This window comes from Pseudomonas sp. Ost2 (assembly GCF_018326065.1).
In the GTDB taxonomy this organism is placed as follows: domain Bacteria; phylum Pseudomonadota; class Gammaproteobacteria; order Pseudomonadales; family Pseudomonadaceae; genus Aquipseudomonas; species Aquipseudomonas gingeri.
In genome coordinates this window covers 3,555,367-3,574,264 of record NZ_AP021904.1, presented here as the reverse complement: position 1 = coordinate 3,574,264, position 18,898 = coordinate 3,555,367, and the positions used below count along the sequence as shown (strand labels likewise).

13 protein-coding genes are annotated in these 18,898 nt (G+C 65.1%); 1 reads left to right on the top strand and 12 read right to left on the bottom strand.

The features are described 5' to 3' along the window. Positions 1-62: 62 nt before the first annotated feature. Positions 63-1,022 (top strand): LysR family transcriptional regulator, encoded by a 960-nt coding sequence (locus tag KI243_RS15765; protein ID WP_017124141.1) that lies wholly within the window; start codon positions 63-65, stop codon positions 1,020-1,022. On the opposite strand, the gene KI243_RS15760 is transcribed toward KI243_RS15765, so the two are convergent. The 12 genes from KI243_RS15760 to KI243_RS15705 all read right to left on the bottom strand — a co-directional run bounded on the left by KI243_RS15760 (position 1,019) and on the right by KI243_RS15705 (position 18,896). Then, the gene (locus tag KI243_RS15760; RefSeq protein WP_017124140.1) at positions 1,019-1,258 is read right to left on the bottom strand and encodes a DUF1652 domain-containing protein; all 240 of its coding nucleotides are present in this window, start codon (positions 1,256-1,258) and stop codon (positions 1,019-1,021) included. The genes KI243_RS15765 and KI243_RS15760 overlap by 4 nt on opposite strands. 144 nt (positions 1,259-1,402) lie before the next feature. Beyond that, entirely contained in the window at positions 1,403-2,887 is a 1,485-nt protein-coding gene (locus KI243_RS15755) for a helix-turn-helix transcriptional regulator (RefSeq protein ID WP_178990683.1), read from the bottom strand. Positions 2,888-3,084: 197 nt separating this feature from the next. Further along, positions 3,085-3,807: an alpha/beta fold hydrolase gene (locus tag KI243_RS15750; RefSeq protein WP_017124138.1), complete on the bottom strand. Its 723-nt coding sequence runs from the start codon at positions 3,805-3,807 to the stop codon at positions 3,085-3,087. Positions 3,808-3,872: 65 nt separating this feature from the next. Continuing rightward, positions 3,873-4,718: a tyrosine-type recombinase/integrase gene (locus tag KI243_RS15745; RefSeq protein WP_343054675.1), complete on the bottom strand. Its 846-nt coding sequence runs from the start codon at positions 4,716-4,718 to the stop codon at positions 3,873-3,875. Between the two features lie 266 nt (positions 4,719-4,984). Next, on the bottom strand, positions 4,985-5,968 hold the full coding sequence (locus KI243_RS15740; protein ID WP_177082410.1) for a purine nucleoside permease: 984 nt from the start codon (positions 5,966-5,968) through the stop codon (positions 4,985-4,987). Positions 5,969-6,427: 459 nt separating this feature from the next. Further along, on the bottom strand, positions 6,428-6,658 hold the full coding sequence (locus tag KI243_RS15735) for a DUF465 domain-containing protein (protein ID WP_017127230.1): 231 nt from the start codon (positions 6,656-6,658) through the stop codon (positions 6,428-6,430). Positions 6,659-6,731: 73 nt separating this feature from the next. Next, positions 6,732-8,879 (bottom strand): hypothetical protein, encoded by a 2,148-nt coding sequence (locus KI243_RS15730; protein WP_212811127.1) that lies wholly within the window; start codon positions 8,877-8,879, stop codon positions 6,732-6,734. Continuing rightward, complete coding sequence (locus tag KI243_RS15725; RefSeq protein ID WP_177118659.1) at positions 8,866-10,068, bottom strand: DUF3142 domain-containing protein; 1,203 nt, start codon at positions 10,066-10,068, stop codon at positions 8,866-8,868. The genes KI243_RS15730 and KI243_RS15725 overlap by 14 nt, the downstream gene beginning before the upstream one ends. A gap of 74 nt (positions 10,069-10,142) precedes the next feature. Continuing rightward, a complete protein-coding gene (locus KI243_RS15720; protein WP_244861874.1) occupies positions 10,143-11,570 on the bottom strand; it encodes an efflux transporter outer membrane subunit in 1,428 nt (475 codons plus the stop codon). Positions 11,571-11,573: 3 nt separating this feature from the next. Next, complete coding sequence (locus KI243_RS15715) at positions 11,574-14,693, bottom strand: efflux RND transporter permease subunit (RefSeq protein WP_212811126.1); 3,120 nt, start codon at positions 14,691-14,693, stop codon at positions 11,574-11,576. 5 nt (positions 14,694-14,698) lie between these two features. Beyond that, positions 14,699-17,764 (bottom strand): efflux RND transporter permease subunit, encoded by a 3,066-nt coding sequence (locus KI243_RS15710; RefSeq protein WP_212811125.1) that lies wholly within the window; start codon positions 17,762-17,764, stop codon positions 14,699-14,701. Between the two features lie 10 nt (positions 17,765-17,774). Beyond that, positions 17,775-18,896 (bottom strand): efflux RND transporter periplasmic adaptor subunit, encoded by a 1,122-nt coding sequence (locus KI243_RS15705; protein ID WP_244861873.1) that lies wholly within the window; start codon positions 18,894-18,896, stop codon positions 17,775-17,777. Positions 18,897-18,898 lie beyond the last annotated feature (2 nt).

Below are 18,898 nucleotides of genomic sequence, written 5' to 3'. Positions count from 1 at the left end.
GTTGCGTAAAATGGGAGTATGAACAAAGTACTTTTGCGAAAACCGCACAGCACGGAGTGACTATGCAAGGCTTCAACGAATTGGGTTTCAAGGCCCTGCGCCTGTTCGTGGCGGTACTCGACCAGGGCAGTTTTTCCGAGGTCGCCCGGCGCGAGGGCATCGCCCCCTCCTCCGTCTCCCGGCAGATCCAGCTGATGGAGCAGGCGCTGCACCAGCAACTGCTCTACCGCCATACCCGCGCCGTGACGGCCACCGACGCCGGGCGGCTGCTGGCCCATCACGCCCGGCGGGTACTAGACCAGCTGGAGGAAGCCGAGCAAGCCCTGCAGGAGCAGGACAGCGAGCCCAGCGGACTGGTACGGATCAATGCCCCGGTGGTGTTCGGCCAACGTCATCTGTCGCCCTGGCTCGGGCAGTTGTGCGAGCGTTATCCGAAACTGGAACTCGACCTGCAGCAGACCGACAGCTATGTCGACCCCTTGCAGGCCGGCGCCGACCTGCTGTTTCGCGTCGGTGTGATGAATGATTCGAGCATGCAGGCGCGGATCCTCGCGCCCCAGCACTACCGCCTGGCCGCGAGCCCGGCGTACCTGGCGCGGCACGGCACGCCCCGGCATCCCGATGAGCTCGCCGGTCATCATTGCCTGGTCTACAAGGGCGACCATGGCCTGCAGCGCTGGTTCTTCCGCCAGGGAACGGACAACTGGACGCCCTATTCGGTCAAGGGCCGCCTCACCGGCAACCACGCCGAGACCCTGACCGAAGCCGCCGAACTGGGCATGGGCCTGGTGATGTTCCCCTCCTGGCTGATCGGCGAAGCCCTGCACAAGGGCACGCTGCTGCAGGTCATGGGCGACTTCCAGGTGGCCACCAGCCTTGAACAGCAACAGATCGCGGCGCTCTGGCCGGGCAGCCGGCGCCTGTCATTGAAGGTACGGACGGTGATCGATTTCTTTGTCGAGCGATTCGGACCAACGCCCTATTGGGATCAGCCACCTGTTGCCACGGGCCAGCGGTCCTAGCCGGGATTTGCCGCAGAGCGGGACAAGGCGTTGCACGCCAGTTCATCGCGCAGCTCGTCAATCAGGCGCAATACGTCTTCGCGCTGTTGCAGATCGCTGAGGGCAATGCCCGCCACCATCAGGTCGACCCGACCGGTTTCGCGGTCATAGACCCGGACGCTCAGCGAGGCGTCATCCAGCACGCACTCACAGGCCAGGGGCGCAAAGCCCCTTTCGATCAGAGCGCGTAGATCCATCAGAGAAAACACCGGCGATGTCCTGTACCAGGGTTGGCTGCGAAGCGGGCGACCCGCCCACTTCGTCAGGACACCATGCTAGGAACACCGGGGCGCCGGAATAAACCCGAATATGCACTGGTGGCACTGGTGCATTTGCACCCCTCAGCCCTTCGACCGGTTGACGAACAGTCCACGCTCGCGAGCCCAGACAATCGCCTCGCTGCGGCTGTGCACGGCAAGCTTGGAATACACCGTCGCCACATGATTGCGCACGGTATTGGGCGCCAGTTTCAGGCGCGCGGCGATTTCCTTGTCGGCCAGGCCTTCGCAGATCAGTTCCAGCACATCGCGCTCGCGGGGCGTGAGGTCGGTAAAGGCAACACCCGGCAGGTTCGGCAGGCTGACGTTCTTGACCGTCGCCAGCTTCTCGATCAGTTTCTGGCTGAACCAGGACGCATCCTGCATCGCCGCCTCGATGGCCGCCACCAGCTCCAGTTCGGAGCGCTTGCGCTCGGTGATATTCATCAGCACCAGCAGATAGCACGGCACGTCCTGGATCAGCACGCTGTCGGCAGACAGGGCGCAATCGATCAGTTCATGGTCCTTGCGGCGGATCTTCAGGTCGAGGTTCTCCAGGGTGCCGGCTGACGCCAGGGCGGCAAATACCCGCTCACAGACCTTGTCGTCCTCGAAAAAACCGGCCTCTTCGACTGTCTGCCCCAACAGCTCCGGGGCCAGGTAGCCACAGGTGTTGAGGAAGGCCTCGTTGACGTCCAGCAGTTGCCGGCTGGCGGCGACACAGACCAGGGTCGGCACCGGTGTCAGGCGAAACGCCTTGGCAAAGCGCTCTTCGCTCTGGCGCAGGGCGATTTCGATCTTGCGCCGCGGCTCCAGGTCCATGAAGGAGAACAGCATGCAGTCCTGCTCGTTGATATCCAGCGGCTGGCCGGCGACGATCACCAGCTTGCTGCCGCCCTCCGCCAGCTTCAATTCGGCCTGCATCTGCGGGATGGTCGCGCCCTCCCCCAGCCGCTGGATCGCCAGTTCGCGGCGCTCGGCATTCTCGAGAACATCCAGCTCGTAGACCGAACGCCCGATCACCTGTTCGCGGGTATAGCCGGTCATCTCGAGGAAACCCTGGTTGACCTTGATATAGCGCAGGTCGCTGAGACGGCAGATCACCGCCGGCGCCGGGTTGGCGCCGAAAGCCTTTTCGAAGCGCTGCTCGGCGCTGGCCAGTTCGGTCGCGTCACTGATGATCAGCACCAGGGATTCCGGTTCGCCATTGCGATCGGTGAGGATCATGCTGCGGATGTCATGGACCCAGGTGCGCTCCGGATCGGCCTTGGGCGTCACTTCGACCAGCACATCGCTGAAGGTCTCGCCGTTGGCAACCCGGGCAATGGGATAGCTGTCGGCGTCCAGGGAATGGTGGTTGCGGTAACGCAGGGCGAAGCGTTCGCGGTACTGCGCGGCATTCGCCCCCAGCTCGCCGACTTCATTGACGCCGTGCATGGCCAGGGCGGCCTCATTGGCCCAGAGAATGCTCTGGTCGACCTCGATCAGGATCACTCCGTCGGACAGCCCGGCGATGATCTGCTGCAGTTGGCGGCGGTTGGTTTCGGTGGCGAGGACAGCCTGGCTCATCGTTTCTCCCGAGGTCTTTGACGGCGTGGCGGCCGGAGGTTTATCCGACCAATGCGACATCTGACCCCGGGCGTTTGCGCAAGTGCAGTCGAAGGCCGATCGTTCCCGCGCTGACTTGATCGTTCCCACGCTCCGGCAGAGCGTCACGGGCTGAATGCCCACGCAGGGCGTGGGAACGATCGGTGGTCCTCTCCAGCTCAGGGTTTCAGCGAGGCACTGATCCAGTTCGCCAGGTCCTTGACCTCGGGACCGCTGATGGTATGCCCGACGCCCGGATAGGAATGAAACTGCGGCTCGATGGACAGGCCCTTGAGGAACGCCAGGGCGTCGGTCGCGCCGGCGTAGGGAACCTGAGGATCGGCGGTGCCGTGGCCGATAAACACGCTCAGGGGCCGGTAGCTCGACGCTGACCCGACCTGGGTCCTGACCACCGGCAACACCCGCCCGCTCAACGCGGCGATACCGCGCAGCACTTCGGGATGCCGCAGTGCGACCTCGTAGGTCATCATCGCGCCCTGGCTGAAGCCCACCAGGAATACCTTGTCCGGCTGGGTGTGATACTTCTCGGTGACCCGCCGGATAAAGTCGGTCACGGCCTCGGCACTGAGTTTCAGGTCTTCGCTGTTGCCGTCGTACTGCGCCACGTCGGTACGCTTGTGAAACCACTGGTAGCTGCCCAGATCCAGCTCCAGGCGGCCGCGCACCGACAGCACGGTGTAGTTGGCCGGCAGGTCGTCCTTGATGCCGAACAGGTCCTCTTCGTTGCTGCCGTAGCCATGGAGGAAAATCACCAGCGGCTGGTCGTGGGTATCGGGGCTGGCCTGTTCGAGGTAGGTCAGCGGCATATCCGCGAGCAGCGCGGGTTGCGCCTGTGCCAGGGAGCAGGTCAGCAGCAATGCAAGGGCCAGGGGTCTGAACATGTTCCGTCCTTTCGGCTAATCGGTCTGCGGGAGCGCCGGAGCTTAACACTGCTGCCGGAGGTTCTTCACAGCAGGAAGCGGTCGGTGACATTGCGCCGTTCGTTGTCGTCACGCATGTCGTAGCCCGCCGTGGTGGCGATATTGGCGTGATGCGCCAGTTTCTGGGCAATCGACACGTCATGCTCCTCGATCACCCGGGTGATGAAGGAACGCCGGAAGTCATGGGGCATGATCTCGACGCCCACCTGCCGCCCGCGCTGTTTGGCAATGAAATAGATCGCATGTTTGCTCAGGCGTTCACGGGTGATGTGATGGCCGCGGCGGATGCGGTTGAACAGGAAGCCATCGTCGGCGACCCCGTCAGGCAATTGCTCGCGGCGAAACTTCAGCCAGGTGTCGAGCTTGTCGAAAGCCCAGGCCGGGGCGAACTTGATCAGTTCCCGGTTGCCCTTGCCCATGACCCGCAGGCTGCGCTCGGCCATATCGACCTGGTGCAGTTCGATATTCACCGATTCGGATTTGCGCATGCCGGTGCCATAGAGGATCGCGATGATCGCCGCGTCGCGCAGGCCCTGGGGTCGTGGATCGGCGGCGCAGACCTCCATCAGGTCGCGGATCAGTGTGCGTCGCAGATTACGCCCCGGGCTCAGGCGCGAACCACCAGCCGCCTTGACCGCACGGATTTTCATCAGTTGCTCGGGGGTGATCAGGTCCTGCTGCCAGGCCTGGTTCATCACCCCGCGGATGGCGTTGACGTACAGCGACGAGGTATTGGGAGCAAAGCCGTCTTCGCGCAAGGCCGCCACCAGCGCGGTGATATGCGCCGGTTGCAGTTGATGCCAGGGAATCTCGTCGATCGGCGTATCGTCCAGGCCCAGGCGATCCGCCGCATCCTGCAGCACATAACGCATGGTCTGCCGACTGGAAGGCGCCAGCCGTGCCAGGTACAGCGTGACCGGAGGGTTGACCTCGGCCAGTGGGCTGGCGGGCGCAATCGGTGGTGGAGAAGACAAGACCTTCGCTCAGGCGGAACAGGAAGTCATCACTATAACGCACTGTATGGTTATACAGGAAACCTATATCGATGTAGGCGACGCCTTCGCGGGCAAGCCCGCTCCTACAGGGTGGGAGCGGGCTTGCCCGCGAAGAGGGCCTTCCAAACGCAACAAAAGGTAATTCAGGATTCGGGAACACCCTTCTCCCACTCCGGCCAGTTGCCGAGGATCGCCTGCACCAGCGGGTTGCCCGCGCGGTAGAGGTTTTCCAGGGCCGGGGCAAAACCACCCTGCTCGGCGTACTTGAGCAGGTTGTCGACGTCGCTGTAACCCGGGTAGCCCCGGTCGAAGTTCGACCCCGCCCGCACCACCGCCAGGCGGTTGATATCCACCCGTCCGGCCCGGGACGCCCGCAGCAGGGCTTCGTAGGTGGAGTTGTCTTCCTGCTGGGTGGTGAAGTAGCTGCCCTGGTTGTCGGTCAGCAACCGGGTCCAGGTTTCCGCCCGCTCGCCCAGGCGTGTCCCGGAGAACCAGGTGCTGCTCGACGCGGTATCGCCACGGGTCACCACCGGTGGCTGGTTGGCCGGCGCCCATGGGTACTTCGCCCGCCATGCCGCCGACTCCTCGCTCTCGCTCAGCACCACATGCCGGGACAAGGCGAACGCCCTGGCCTGCAACGCCGGATTGAGTTCGAAGACTTCGGTCTGGTAGTCCAGCGGCGGTTTCTCGTCCGGCCCCTGGGTGTTGATGCCGATATAGCCGGTCGGCCAATGCTCCGGCGCATCCCGCGAGTCTAGCCCCCACTGGGTGCCGAACTCCACCAGGTAGCGCGCCCAGGCGGCTGTGCCGAGGGTGCCGCGGTGCGGATTGATCCCGGCGATGCCGGCGACCAGGAAATAGGTCTGGCGCAGGTCGAACTGTGTCGACAGCGCCAGGGCCAGCACCGACGCCGCGGCATTCGTCTGGCCCATGCCGGTCACCAGCAGGCAGGTATCCCGGTCGTTGCAGAGGATGTTCGGGTATTGCGCGCTGAGCCCCGGTACCGGGATTTCACGATCCAGCGCCAGGCGCTCGATCCAGGTCTGGGCCTCGGGCGCGAACATGGTGATCAGCATGACCTTGGGCTTGATCGGCGCCTCGGCGGTGGACGACATCATCGAGCGCATTGAGCCTCCGTTGAAAGGATTACGAGTTTCATGCGCAACATGATACCTGCCACACCGTCGGCGCCGATAACTGATGTCGAAGGTTTTGATCGTTCCCACGCACCACGTGGGAATGCAGCCCGTGACGCTCCACGTCACTTGTAGAGCGGACGCGGAGCGTCCAGTGAGGCGTTCCCACGCGGGAGCATGGGAACGATCATTTGAGGGTTATTTGATCGTTCCCACGCTCAGCGTGGGAATGCAGCCCGTGACGCTCCACGTCACTTGTAGAGCGGACGCGGAGCGTCCAGTGAGGCGTTCCCACGCGGGAGCATGGGAACGATCATTTGAGGGTTATTTGATCGTTCCCACGCTCAGCGTGGGAATGCAGCCCGTGACGCTCCGCGTCACTTGTAGAGCGGACGCGGAGCGTCCAGTGAGGCGTTCCCACGCGGGAGCGTGGGAACGATCATTCGGGGGTTATTGAGGGGCTAGTTGCCGCACGATCTTGTCCTTCACCAGCAGGCGCTTCTCCTTGAGTTTCTTCAGTTCATCATCCGCCGCCAGGGCCGATTCGGCTGCCAGTACCCGTTTGTCGATGTCTTCATAGTCGTTGAGTAGCTGATTGAGCTTGTTGTCCTGCGCCCTGCGCTCCTTGACCTGCTCCCGGGTCAATTTCAGGTCTGCGAACAAATCGTGCTTAACCGGCATATCGTCACCTCTGCGGCTGATGGCTGTTCGGGGCGTTACCTTTAAGCAATAGCACGCCCCGGAGCCGATTGCCTCACCGCGCGGCCTTGCGGCGACGAATCCACAGCCACGCCACACCGCCCAGCGCCACCAGGGCGGCCACCAGCAACACCGCCTTGTAGGGGCGCAGGGCCGAACGCACGCTGTTCAATGGCTGGGTCAGGTAGCGCTTGTTGGCCTTGTCGAACTTCGGTTCCTGGCACTGTTGGCCGAAATTCGCCGCCCAGCTGACATACGCTCCCTGCTCGACATAACGCTGGTAGTAGCGGATTTCCTCGTCGCTACCGGCGACCCAGCCGGCGGCCTTGCAGAGCACCGCGGCAAAGGCCTGGCTGCTGCGGGGCAACTGGTCGGCGGCCTGGTTCGCCAGGTCGGCTGCGATCCAGCGATAGTGATAACGCTGGTTGGGCCTGGCCTCACTGCCCTGCTGGCGCTGCACCTCGGCCGCTTCCAGGAACGGTCCCGGCTTCACCTCCACGGTGCCCAGGCTGTAGCCACCACCCAGCCAGCGATAGTCCGGCGACATCTCGTAACCGAGGATTTCCATCCCCGACTTGCGCGCCAGGCTCGCCGCGGCGAACAGCGATTCGGCCCTCCCGGTGGCGGTCCAGCGCGATGCGGCGTCCTGGCGGTCCTTGCCATAGGCCTGGGCAGCGGCCTGCAGTTCCGGGCTGTCGAAATAGGCCGGCGCCTCGGCGTAGCGACCTTCACGCAACAACCGTCGTCCCAGCAGTTCACGCAACTGCGCCGCCACCGGGCGACGGACATAATTGTCCTTGTCTTCGGCCTTGGCCGGCGGCGGTGCCGGTACATGGGCATCGACATAACCCTTGAGCTCATCGAGGGTCAAGACCCGCTCGGCCACCGTGGCCGCATCGGGCCAGTAGATGTCCTGGCTACGGTAGAGCTGGTCGAAGGCCTGCAGGTAGTCACCGCGATCCAGGGCCAGGATCGCGCTTTCGCCCTCAACCCGGCAGCCGGGCTGGACGCTTTCGAAGGACCAGTCGGCGTTGCGTCGTGGCCCCCAGACCTCGTCCTTGGGAAAGGCCGCCGCGGCCTTGGCATAGGCGGCCGCTGCCTGGACCTTGTCACCCTCGCGCAAGGCCAGCTTGGCCCTTACCCACCAGGCCAGGCCGCCATCACCGGCATGCTCCAGGTAGGCCTTGGCGGCGACGAAGTCGCCTTTCTGGTAACTCAGGGCCGCCAGGCGATCGGCATTGTCGAAACTGTCGCCGACACTCGCCAGCAGCAACTGGGTCAGGCGTTGCTCCTGCGCCGGCTGCTCGTCGAAGAACCAGCCGACGCGACTCAACAAATAGGCGGTGAACAGCTTCTGCACCGTCGGATGCTTCAATTGCGCCTGCAACTGCTCGTCCGGCAGCGCGACCAGTTCCGCGGCCACCTGCTTGAGCGAGGTATAGCCCGAACCGGAACCCAGGCGGCTCTGGCTGGCGTACAGCTGCACGGCGCTGTCCCAGTCACCGTTGAGCTTGGCCAGCCGGGCTTCCTCGCCGAGGCTGGCGACACCCAGTTCCAGGGGATCGCTGAAATCCCCGGCACTCAATTGCCGCGCCTGCTGGAAGGCCAGCCGCGCCTGGGCCTGCAACACGGAAGCGCTCGCCTCGGGGTCGGCACTGGCCTCGGTGCCGAGGGCCACCAGGGCGCGGCCCAGGGAATAGGCCGCCCAGGTGCTGCGCAGTTTGCGCTGTTCGGCCGGCAGCGCGAGGACCTTGCGGAAATACTCCGCCGCCAGGGCCTGGTTGCCGGCGTCGAAGGCCACCGCGCCGGCGATGTACAGGCGCAACTCGTCAGGCAGGTCCGCCCCCTGGGCCTCCACCTGCTGCGGATCCGGCAAGGTGCGCAGTTGCGCCACCTTGGCCCGCAGGTTCTCCGGCAGCTCGCCGGCCTCGACCTTGTCGCGCTGCTCGCGATAGGGCCGGGTGTTGTCGTCACTGTCCCAGTAGGGACTCAGCGTGGCATCGGTGACGGTCTTGAGGCCGGCAATGGCCTGGCCGAGGCGGTTCACTTCAAAGGCGAAGTTGGTTTCCGGCAGTTCCGCCAGGGATTGCGCGCGGTCGTCGAGCAGACGCAACGGGAAGTCCGGACCGCAGGCCAGCGCCGATCCGAGCGGCAGGCTGAGGGACAGGCACAGCAGGTGCCGGGGCCAGTTACGGGTAGACATTCCAAGCTCCTTGATCGATTCGGGTACAGCGCGCCCAACCGAGCACGCGTTGGCCGCCAGCGGCAATGCGCGCGCTGGACCGGCGGGTAAAAACCAGATGTCGTGGCGTTTGCTGCAAGGTATAGCCGTTGAGCCCGTCGGCGCCATCACATTGCTCGGCCGTCAGTTCGACGCGCTCGGGTAGCGCCCGGTCGAGATTGCCGACGTTGTCCAGGCGTATGTCGTAGAGGCCGTCACGGGCGGACAGTTCAACCCGCCACTGACTTTCCAGGGCCTCACCGCGCGCCACCGCCCGCAAGGTGCCGAGGCTCCAGGCGCGACGATCGCCGGGCAGCGGCAGGCGAAACCAGATCAGCCCGGCCAGGTGCGCGGGTGGCTTTTCCCGCAATTGCCCGGCCAGGGTCGCCAGTTGCCGTGGATCGGCCAACAGCTCGCGGCGCTCGCCGCCACGGTTCAGCGGCGCTTCGCTTTCCACCACGGGCGCGCCTCCGGTATCCGGCAACAGGGCCACGCCATAGGCCGGCAGCGCCAGGTAGAAGGGTTTGTCGCTGATCCGCCCCCAACGCTCGGCCCAGTCCCTGGCCTGCCCGGCATTGAACAGGCCCAGGCGTGGGTTACTGACGGCGTGAACCTGCAACACACTGCTGTCGACCGCCTGCAACAAGGCCGGCAGTTGCGGACTGTCGAGCCAGGCCGGCAAGGCGGTGATGCTCAGTTTCAACGAAGGCGGCAGCTGGCCGCGCAGCTTCAGCAGGAAGTCGGTATATCCCGGCAGGCGCGCACTGCCGCTGTCGTGGTCGATTTCCAGACCCGCCGGCAGCACGCCGGCGGCCTGCCAGTCAGCCAGCAGTTGCGCGATCTGCGTGCGCGCCATGTCCGCATCGAGGCTCGGTAACTGGCCGTCAAGGCGCACCACCGCGATCACCGGACGGCCATCGGCCTTGAGCTGCGCGAGGTTGACCCGTGCCCTGCTCCACCCGGCCTGGGGCTGGGCCTGCAACGCCAGCACCCGCAGGGTCGAGAAGTCCGCCCGGCTCTGGGCCAGGGCTTGCTCGTGGGCAGGCCGCCACTGGCGTTGCCAGACATACAGTTGCTGGTCGAGGGGCGCTGGCGGCTCGGGCTGGCAGCCGACCAGCAGTCCCGGCACCAGGCAGACAATCAGCCAGCGAAAATACGACGTGACAGGCATACAGTCCTTTGTCGGGCGCATTCGGGCGCCGTTTCGAGGCGCGATATTACCTCAACGCCGCCCACCCCGGCCGCTCATTTCTCCTGCCAGCCACCGCCCAGGCTCTGGATCAGCGCGACGCTGCCCTGGGTCAACTGGCCCTGGGTATCGCGCCAGGTCTGTTCGGTCTGCAACAGGATCAACTGCTGGGTCAGCACGCCTTGCAGGCTGACGGTGCCGGCCTTCTGTTGCGCCTGCTGGCTGCCGAACAGTTGCCGGTTGCGCTGGTAGATCTGCTGGTAGGCCTCGGCCTGGGTCTGCAGGTGGTTGAGCGTCGAGAGGTTGTCCTCGACATTCTGCAGGGCACCCAGCACCGTGCCGCGATAGTTGGCGACTTCCTGGTCGTAGCCGGCCTCGGCCTCGCTCACGGCGGCCTGGCGCGCACCGCCGTCGAACAGGGTTTCGGCCAGGGCCGGGCCGACGCTCCAGATCCGGTTCGGCACGGAAAACAGACCGCCCAGGGCGCTGCCGCGGAAGCCGACCTGGGCCGTCAGGTCGAGATTGGGATAGAACGCCGCCTCGGCGACACCGATCTTCGCGTTGGCCGCGGCCGCCGCGCGCTCGGCGGCCACCACATCCGGGCGCCGCTGCAACAGCCCGGAGGGCAGGCTCAGGGGCGTTGCCGGCAGTGCAAAGGCAAAGCGGTCAAGCGGCGCCAGGCTGAACTGCGCCGGCGCCACGCCCACCAGCACCGCCAGGGCGTGTTCGAACTGTTCGCGGGAGCGCTGCGCGGTCTGCAAGGCGGCCACCACGCTGGTCAGCTGGTCCTGGGCCACCAGCAACTGGTCGTTGGAGGCGGTGCCCTGGGTGTATTCGGTCTGGATCATCGCCAGCAACTGCTGGTTGATCCGTTGCTGCTGTTCCAGCAAGCCGATATCGATATCCAGTTGGCGGATACCGAAGTAGTTGCTGGCGACACTGCCGCCGATGGACAGGCGCACCCCGGCCAGTTGCGCATCGGACGCCTGGGCCGAAGCCTGGCTCGATTCGATGCCGCGTCGTACCTGGCCCCACAGGTCCGGCTCCCAGCTGGCACCGAGGGTGGCGCTGACACTCTGCTCGACGGCACCACTGGAAACGCCCGACGTACCTCCGCTGCCTGAACTGCCGCCCACCCCACGGGAACCGGACAACCCGGCACTGAGGGTCGGCCACAATCCCGCCCGGCTGGAAGCGACCTGGGCCTGGGCCAGGCGATAGGCCGCCTCGGCGGCGACAATCGACTGGTTGGCCTTGGCCGCGCGAGTCATCAGGTCATTGAGCATCGGGTCGTGATAGTCCAGCCACCACTGGCTGTCCAGCGCACCCTGGGGATTGGCCGCCGCCCGCTGCCATTGCGTGCCTTCCTTGAAAGCCTGCGGCAGTTCGATCGGCGGTTGCCGGTAATCCGGCCCGACCATGCAACCTCCCAGGCCCAGGGTGAGCAACAGGACCAGCCAGGGCGCGCGTTGACCCGTCATCATGATTCAAGACTCCTTGCCGCGCCGGCGCAGCCGCTCGGAAGCGTTGTCCAGCCACAGGTAGATGACCGGCGTGGTGTACAGCGTCAGCAACTGGCTGAGCAGCAACCCGCCGATAATGGAAATCCCCAGGGGCCGGCGCAGTTCCGAGCCGTAGCCGCTGCCCAGCACCAGGGGCAAGGCGCCGAGGATGGCCGCCAGGGTGGTCATCATGATCGGCCGGAAACGGATCAGGCATGCCCGGTGAATCGCCTCGCGGGCACTGAGGCCGTGCCGGACCCGCTCGGTAATGGCGAAGTCGATCATCATGATCGCGTTCTTCTTGACGATGCCGATCAGCAGGATCACCCCCACCAGGGCGATGATCGACAGCTCGGTGCCGGTCAGCAGCAAGGCGATCAGCGCACCGACGCCGGCCGAAGGCAGGGTCGAGAGAATGGTCAGCGGATGCATCAGGTTCTCGTAGAGGATGCCCAGCACGATGTACACCGACAGCAACGCCGCGACGATCAGCAACGGCTCGCTGGCCACCGACGACTGGAACACCTGGGCCGTGCCGGCGAACTGGCCGACCACGCTGGCGGGCATGCGCAGTTGCGCCACGGCGTTCTCCACCAGGGCGGTGGCCTCGCCGATGGAAACGCCGGGAGCCAGGTTGAACGAGGCCGTCACCGCCGGGAAAGTGCCCTGGTGGGCAATGGAAATCGCCGTGCGCTGGATACCGGTATCCGCCAGCGCCGACAGCGGCACCAGGGTCGGGCTGACGCTGGCCAGCGGTGTCGCCGTGACGCTCTTGCCGCTGCTCGCCGGCCCGGTCGGTACATAGATCGACTTGAGTGCCTGTGGATCGGTCCAGTATGGCGGCGCCACTTCCATCACCACATGATACTGGTTGGCTGCCTTGTAGATGGTCGAGACCTGGCGCTGGCCGAAGGCGTCGTAGAGGGTCTGGTCGATATTGCTGATATTGACCCCCAGCCGCGCCGCGGTATCGCGGTTGATATGGATATTCGCCAGCAGGCTGTTGTCCTGCTGGTCGGTGTTGATATCGGTCAGTTGCGGCAAGGTGTGCAGCACCGCGACGACCTTGGGCACCCACTCGTCGAGGCTTTCCTGGTCATCGGCGGTCAGGGTGTACTGGTACTGCGCCCCGCTCTGCCGGCCACCGACGGTGATGTCCTGGGCCGATTGCAGGTACAGGCGGGTGCCCGGCAGGTCGCCGAGGGCCTTGCGAATCTGCGCGATGACCTGGTCGGCGCGGTCCTGGCGCTCGCCGACCGGCTTGAGCGCGATAAACAGCTGGCCGCTGTTGATCGCCCCGCCACCGCCGCCACCGCCACCGATAAAACCGCCGACGGTCTGCACGTTCGGGTTGTGCGAGGCGGTCTGGTTGATCTTGCTGAAGGCCGCCTGCATCGCATCGTAGGAAATGCTCTGGGGAGCAATGATGCTGCCTTGCAGGCGTCCGGTGTCTTCCTGGGGAAAGAAGCCCTTGGGCACCAGCACGTAGAGCACGCCCGCGAGGACGATCACCAGCACCGTCAGCGCGCCCATCAGGGCCGAATGCCCGACCACCCAGCCCAGGGTCCGGCTGTAGAAGCGGTGGAAACCCGAATCCGGGTAGTCATGTCGGGCGTCCGAGGCCTGTTTCGGTCGCAGCAGCACACTGGACAGCATCGGCGTCACGGTCAGGGAGATCAGCATGGAAATCAGGATCGCCACCGACAGCGTGATGGAAAACTCGCGGAACAGGCGGCCGACAATCCCGCCCATCATCAGCAACGGGATGAACACCGCGATCAGCGAGACGCTGATGCTCAGCACCGTGAAACTGACCTCCCGGGCGCCGGTCAGCGCCGCCTGCAGGCGGCTTTCACCGCGTTCCAGGTGGCGCATGATGTTTTCCACGATGACGATCGCATCGTCGACCACGAAACCGGTGGAAATGGTCAGCGCCATCAGCGACAGGTTGTTCAGGCTGTAGCCGAGGAAATACATGGCGGCGAAGGTGCCGAGCAACGACAGCGGCACGACAATGGCCGGCACCAGGGTGCTGCGCCAGTCGCGAAAGAAACCGAAGGTCACCAAAGTCACCAGGAAGATCGAGGCCAGCAGGCTGATTTCCACATCGTGCAATGAAGCGCGGATGGTGGTGGTCCGATCCAGCAGGATGTTCAGCCGGATCGAGGCCGGGATCGAGTCCTGCAGGAACGGCAGCGCGGCCTTGACCGCATCCACCGTCTCGATGACGTTGGCCCCCGGCTGCTTGAACACCACCAGCAATACCGCCGGCCGGCCGTTGGACAGGCCGAAGTTGCGCAGGTCCTCGACGTCCTCGTGGACATAACCGAGGTCGGCGATATGCACCACGTCGCCGTTGTTCTGCCTGACCACCAGCGGCGCGTAGTCCTCGGGCTTGAACAGCATGTCGTTGGCGCCGATGCCATAGGACTGGTTGCCGATGTCCAGCGCGCCCTTGGGCAGGTTCGAGTTTGACGCCGTGATCGCCCCGCGCACCTGCTCCAGGCTGACGCCGTAATGGTTGAGGCGGTCCGGGTTGAGTTCGATGCGCACCGCCGGCAGCGCCCCGCCACCGACGGTGACGTCGCCGACGCCGCTGGTCTGCAGCAGTTTCTGCTCCAGCAGGGTCGAGGCCACGTCATACATCTGGCCCGGGGTCGCACTGTCGGAGGTCAGGCTGACGATCATGATCGGCGAGTCGGCCGGATTGACCTTGCGATAGGTCGGATTCCCCGACAGATCGCTGGGCAGGCTGCTGCGCGCGGCATTGATGGCGGCCTGGACGTCGCGGGCGGCCCCGTCGATATCGCGGCTCAGGTCGAATTGCAGGTTGATGCGGGTCGAGCCGAGGTTGCTCGACGAGGTCATCTGGGTCACCCCGGCGATCTGCCCGAACTGCCGTTCCAGCGGGGTCGCCACCGAAGTGGCCACCGTATTCGGATCGGCCCCGGGCAGCGAGGCACGGACGCTGATGGTCGGGAAGTCGACTTCCGGCAACGGCGCCACCGGCAGCGACAGGAAGGCCAGCCCGCCGAACAACGCCAGGCCGACCGCCAGCAAGGTGGTGGCAATCGGTCGCTGGATAAAGGGCGCGCTGATATTCATGGCGGTCAGCCCTCGACTACAGGCTGGCGCTTGCCGAAACGCCGTTCCAGCTGGTTCATCGCCAGGAAAATCACCGGCGTCGAAAACAGCGTCAGCAACTGGCTGAGCAGCAGCCCGCCGATGATCGCGATGCCCAGCGGATGGCGCAGTTCCGAACCGATGCCGCTACCCAGGGCCAGCGGCACCGCGCCGAACAGCGATGCCATGGAGGTCATCAGGATCGGCCGGAAGCGCAGTTCCGCCGCCTGGCGAATCGCCGCCACCGGGTCCAGTCCGTCCTTGCGCTGCAACTCCAGGGCGAAGTCGACCATCATGATGCCGTTCTTCATGACGATACCGATCAGCAGGACGATGCCGATCAGGCCGATGATGTCGAACTGGGTGCCCGTCACCAGCAGGGCCAGCAAGGCACCCAGGGCCGCCGAAAGCAGGGTCGAGAGGATCGTCACAGGGTGCACGAAGCTTTCGTAGAGTATGCCCAGCATCAGGTAGACCACGACAATCGCCGCCAGCACCAGGAACACCTGGTTCGACAGCGAGGACTGGAAGGTCGCCGCCGCGCCTTCGAGATTGGCCTGGACCGTTACGGGCAGGCCGACATCCTGTTCGATCCGCGCCAGGCGCGTCACCGCCGCGCCCAGGGTCTGTCCGGGAGCCAGGTTGAACGAAATGTCGGCATAGGGGAACTGGCCCAGCCGGTTGATGGTGATCGGCGTGCGGATCACCTGCTGGGTGGCCATGCTCGCCAGGGGCGCGACCGCGCCACTGCTGGTGGTGACATACAGCCCGGTCAGCAGGTCGGCGAGATTGCGCGGCGGCCGGTCGCTGGCCATCACCACATGGTACTGGTTGAGCTGGGTGTAGATGGTCGAGACCTGGCGTTGGCCGAAGGCGTCATACAGCACATCGTCGATGGCCTGCGGTGTCACCCCCAGCCGCGAGGCCGTGGCGCGGTCGATGCTGATCTGGATCTGGTTGCCGAACTGCAGCGCCTGGCTTTGCACATCGCTGAACAGCGGGTCCTTGCCGATGGCCGCCAGCAGCCTGGCGGTCCACTCCTCCAGCACCTGCGGGTCGGTGGCCTGCAGGCCAAGGCGATAGCTGGTGGTCGATACCGTCGCATCGAGGGTCAGATCCTGCACGCTGTGCAGGTACAGGCGTACCCCGGAATCGTCGGCATTGGCGTCGGACAGTCGGCGGATCACCGCCGCCGCGCTGTCGCGCTGGTCGCGGTCCTTGAGATTGATCAGCAGGTTGCCCTGGTTGATGGTCGGGTTGGTCTGGTCGATGCCGACAAAGGACGACAGGCTCGCCACCGCCGGGTCCTTGAGGATGCGCGCGGCCAGCTTCTGCTGCTGCGCCTGCATCTGCTGGAACGACACGGTCGGCGAACCCTGGGAAATCCCCTGGATCAGCCCGGTGTCCTGCTCGGGGAAAAAGCCCTTGGGCATGATCACGATGATCAGCAAGGTCAGCAACGCGGTAAACACGATGGACAGCAGGGTCAGGGTGCGGTGCAGCAATACCCAGTCCAGGCCGCGGACGTAATAGCCATTGATCCGGTCGAAAAAGTCCGGGCGGCGTTCTCCCGGGTGGTTGCGCAGCATGCGCGAACACATCATTGGCGTCAGGGTCAGGGAAATCACCGCGGAGATCACGATGGTCACCGCCACCGTCATGGCAAATTCGCGAAACAGCCGGCCGACCACATCGCCCATGAACAGCAGCGGGATCATCACCGCGATCAGCGCCACCGACAGCGAGACGATGGTGAAGCCGATCTGCGCCGAGCCCTTGAGCGCCGCCTGCAACGGCGTGTCGCCCGCCTCCAGGTAACGGGTGATGTTCTCGATCATGACGATGGCGTCGTCGACCACGAAGCCGATGGCGATGGTCAGCGCCATCAGCGTCAGATTGTTCAGGGAAAAGCCCAGCGCGTAGGCCACCGCCAGGGTGCCGACCAGGGTCAGGGGCACGGTGACGGCGGGAATCACCGTGGCCGGGACATTGCGCAGGAACAGGAAGATCACCAGCACCACCAGGACCACCGCGACCGCCAGCTCGTACTGGACATCGGTGACCGAGGCGCGAATGGTCTGGGTACGGTCGGTCAGCACGCTGACTTTCAACGTGCCTGGCAGGCTGGCACGCAGCTTGGGCAGCAGTTGCTGGACCCGGTCGACCACCTGGATCACGTTGGCCCCCGGCTGGCGCTGGATGTTCAGCACGATCGACGGTGTGGCGTCGGTCCAGGCCGCCTGCCGGGGATTTTCCGCGCCCTGGACCGAACGGGCGATCTGTGCCAGGCGGATCGGCGCGCCGTTCTTGTAGCCGATCACCAGGTCGCGGTACTCGTCGGCTGACTGCAACTGGTCGTTGGCACCGATGGAGTACGCCTGGAACTTGCCGTCGATATTGCCCTTGGCCTGGTTGACGTTGGCCGTGCCGAGTGAACTGCGCAGGTCCTCCAGCGACAGGCCGAGGCTATTGAGCGCCGAGGTATTGGCCTCGATCCGCACCGCCGGGCGCTGGCCGCCGCTGATGGTGACCAGGCCGACGCCGGAGATCTGCGAAATCTTCTGGGCCAGGCGGGTATCGGCCAGGTCCTCGATCCTGGTCAGCGGCAGCACGTCGGAGGTCAGCGACAGTGTCAGGACCGGGGCATCGGCCGGATTGACCTTGCTGTACACCGGTGGATACGGCAGGTTGGCCGGCAGGAAGGTGCCGGCGGCGTTGATCGAGGCCTGCACTTCCTGCTCGGCGATATCCAGCGACAGCGCCAGGTCGAATTGCAGGGTAATCACCGAAGCCCCGTCGGAGCTGGTGGAGCTCATCGACTTGAGGCCGGGCATTTCGCCGAACTGGCGCTCCAGCGGTGCGGTGATCGAGGAACTGATCACGTCCGGGCTGGCGCCCGGGTACTGGGTGAAGACCTGGATGGTCGGGTAGTCGACTTCCGGCAGCGCCGAGACCGACAGGAAGTGGTAGCCGAGCAGCCCGATGAGGAAAACGGCGACCATCAGCAGCGTGGTCGCGATGGGGCGTTCGATAAAGGGACGTGAGATGTTCATGGGCAAACCCTCACTGGCCGATCACCTTCACCGTGGAGCCGTTGTCCAGTTTGTCCGCGCCTTCGGTAATCACCTGCTCGCCGGCTTTCACGCCGTTTTCCAGGACCGCCGTGAGGTCGCCACTGATCGGCCCGCTCTTGATCGTGCGCAGGCTGGCCTTGTTGCCCTGCACCACAAAGACGAAATCGCCCTTGCTGCCGTGCTGGATCGCCAGGGTCGGCACCACCGCCACCTGTCGCAGGGTGTCGGCCTTGAGCCGGGCATTGACGAACTGGTTGGGAAACAGCGCGTGCCCCGCATCGTCGAACTGCGCCTTGACCCTGACGGTACCGGTGCTGGTATCGACCTGGTTGTCCAGGGCCAGCAAGGTGCCGCTGGCCAGCAGGTCGTGCTTGTTGCGGTCGTAGGCCAGTACCTGGACCGTGCCCTTGGCCATGGCCTGGTCGATGGCGCCAAGATCGTCCTCGGGCACCGCGAAGACCACCGTCGCCGGGTTCATCTGGGTGATCACGGCAATACCCGTGGTGCTGCCGGCGGTGACGAAGTTGCCGGGGTCCACCAGGCGCAGGCCGACGATGCCGTCGACCGGCGAGGTGATGGTGCAGTAGCCCAGTTGCACTTGCAGGTTCTGCACCGCGCCGTCATCCGCGGCCACCGTGCCCTGCTGCTCCCGGACCGTGGCGACCTGGGTATCGAGGGTCTGCTGGCTGACCGAGCCGACCTTGATCAGTTCGCGAAAACGCGCCAGGTCACGCTGGGCGTTGACCAGTACCGCCTGATCGTGGTCCAGGACACCCCTGGCCTGCGCCAACTGGGCCTTGAGCGCGCGATCGTCGATGCGGGCCACGACCTGGCCCCTGGTCACCCGCTGGCCCTCCTTGAAGTCCGCCGAGGCGAGGATGCCGGATACCTGGCTGACCACCGTCACACTGCGCGTCGGCGTCACCGTGCCCAGGGCGTCGATATACACCGGGACGTCCATCAGCTTGACGGCGACGGCCGTCACCGGATCGCCCAGCGACGGAGGTTTGCCCCTGGGCGTGTGCAAACCGTGATAAAGCGCCCAACCGCCAGCCAGGAGCGCGAGCGCCACGACGACCAGCAAAATCCAGGTTCCCTTGCTGCTCTTCACTC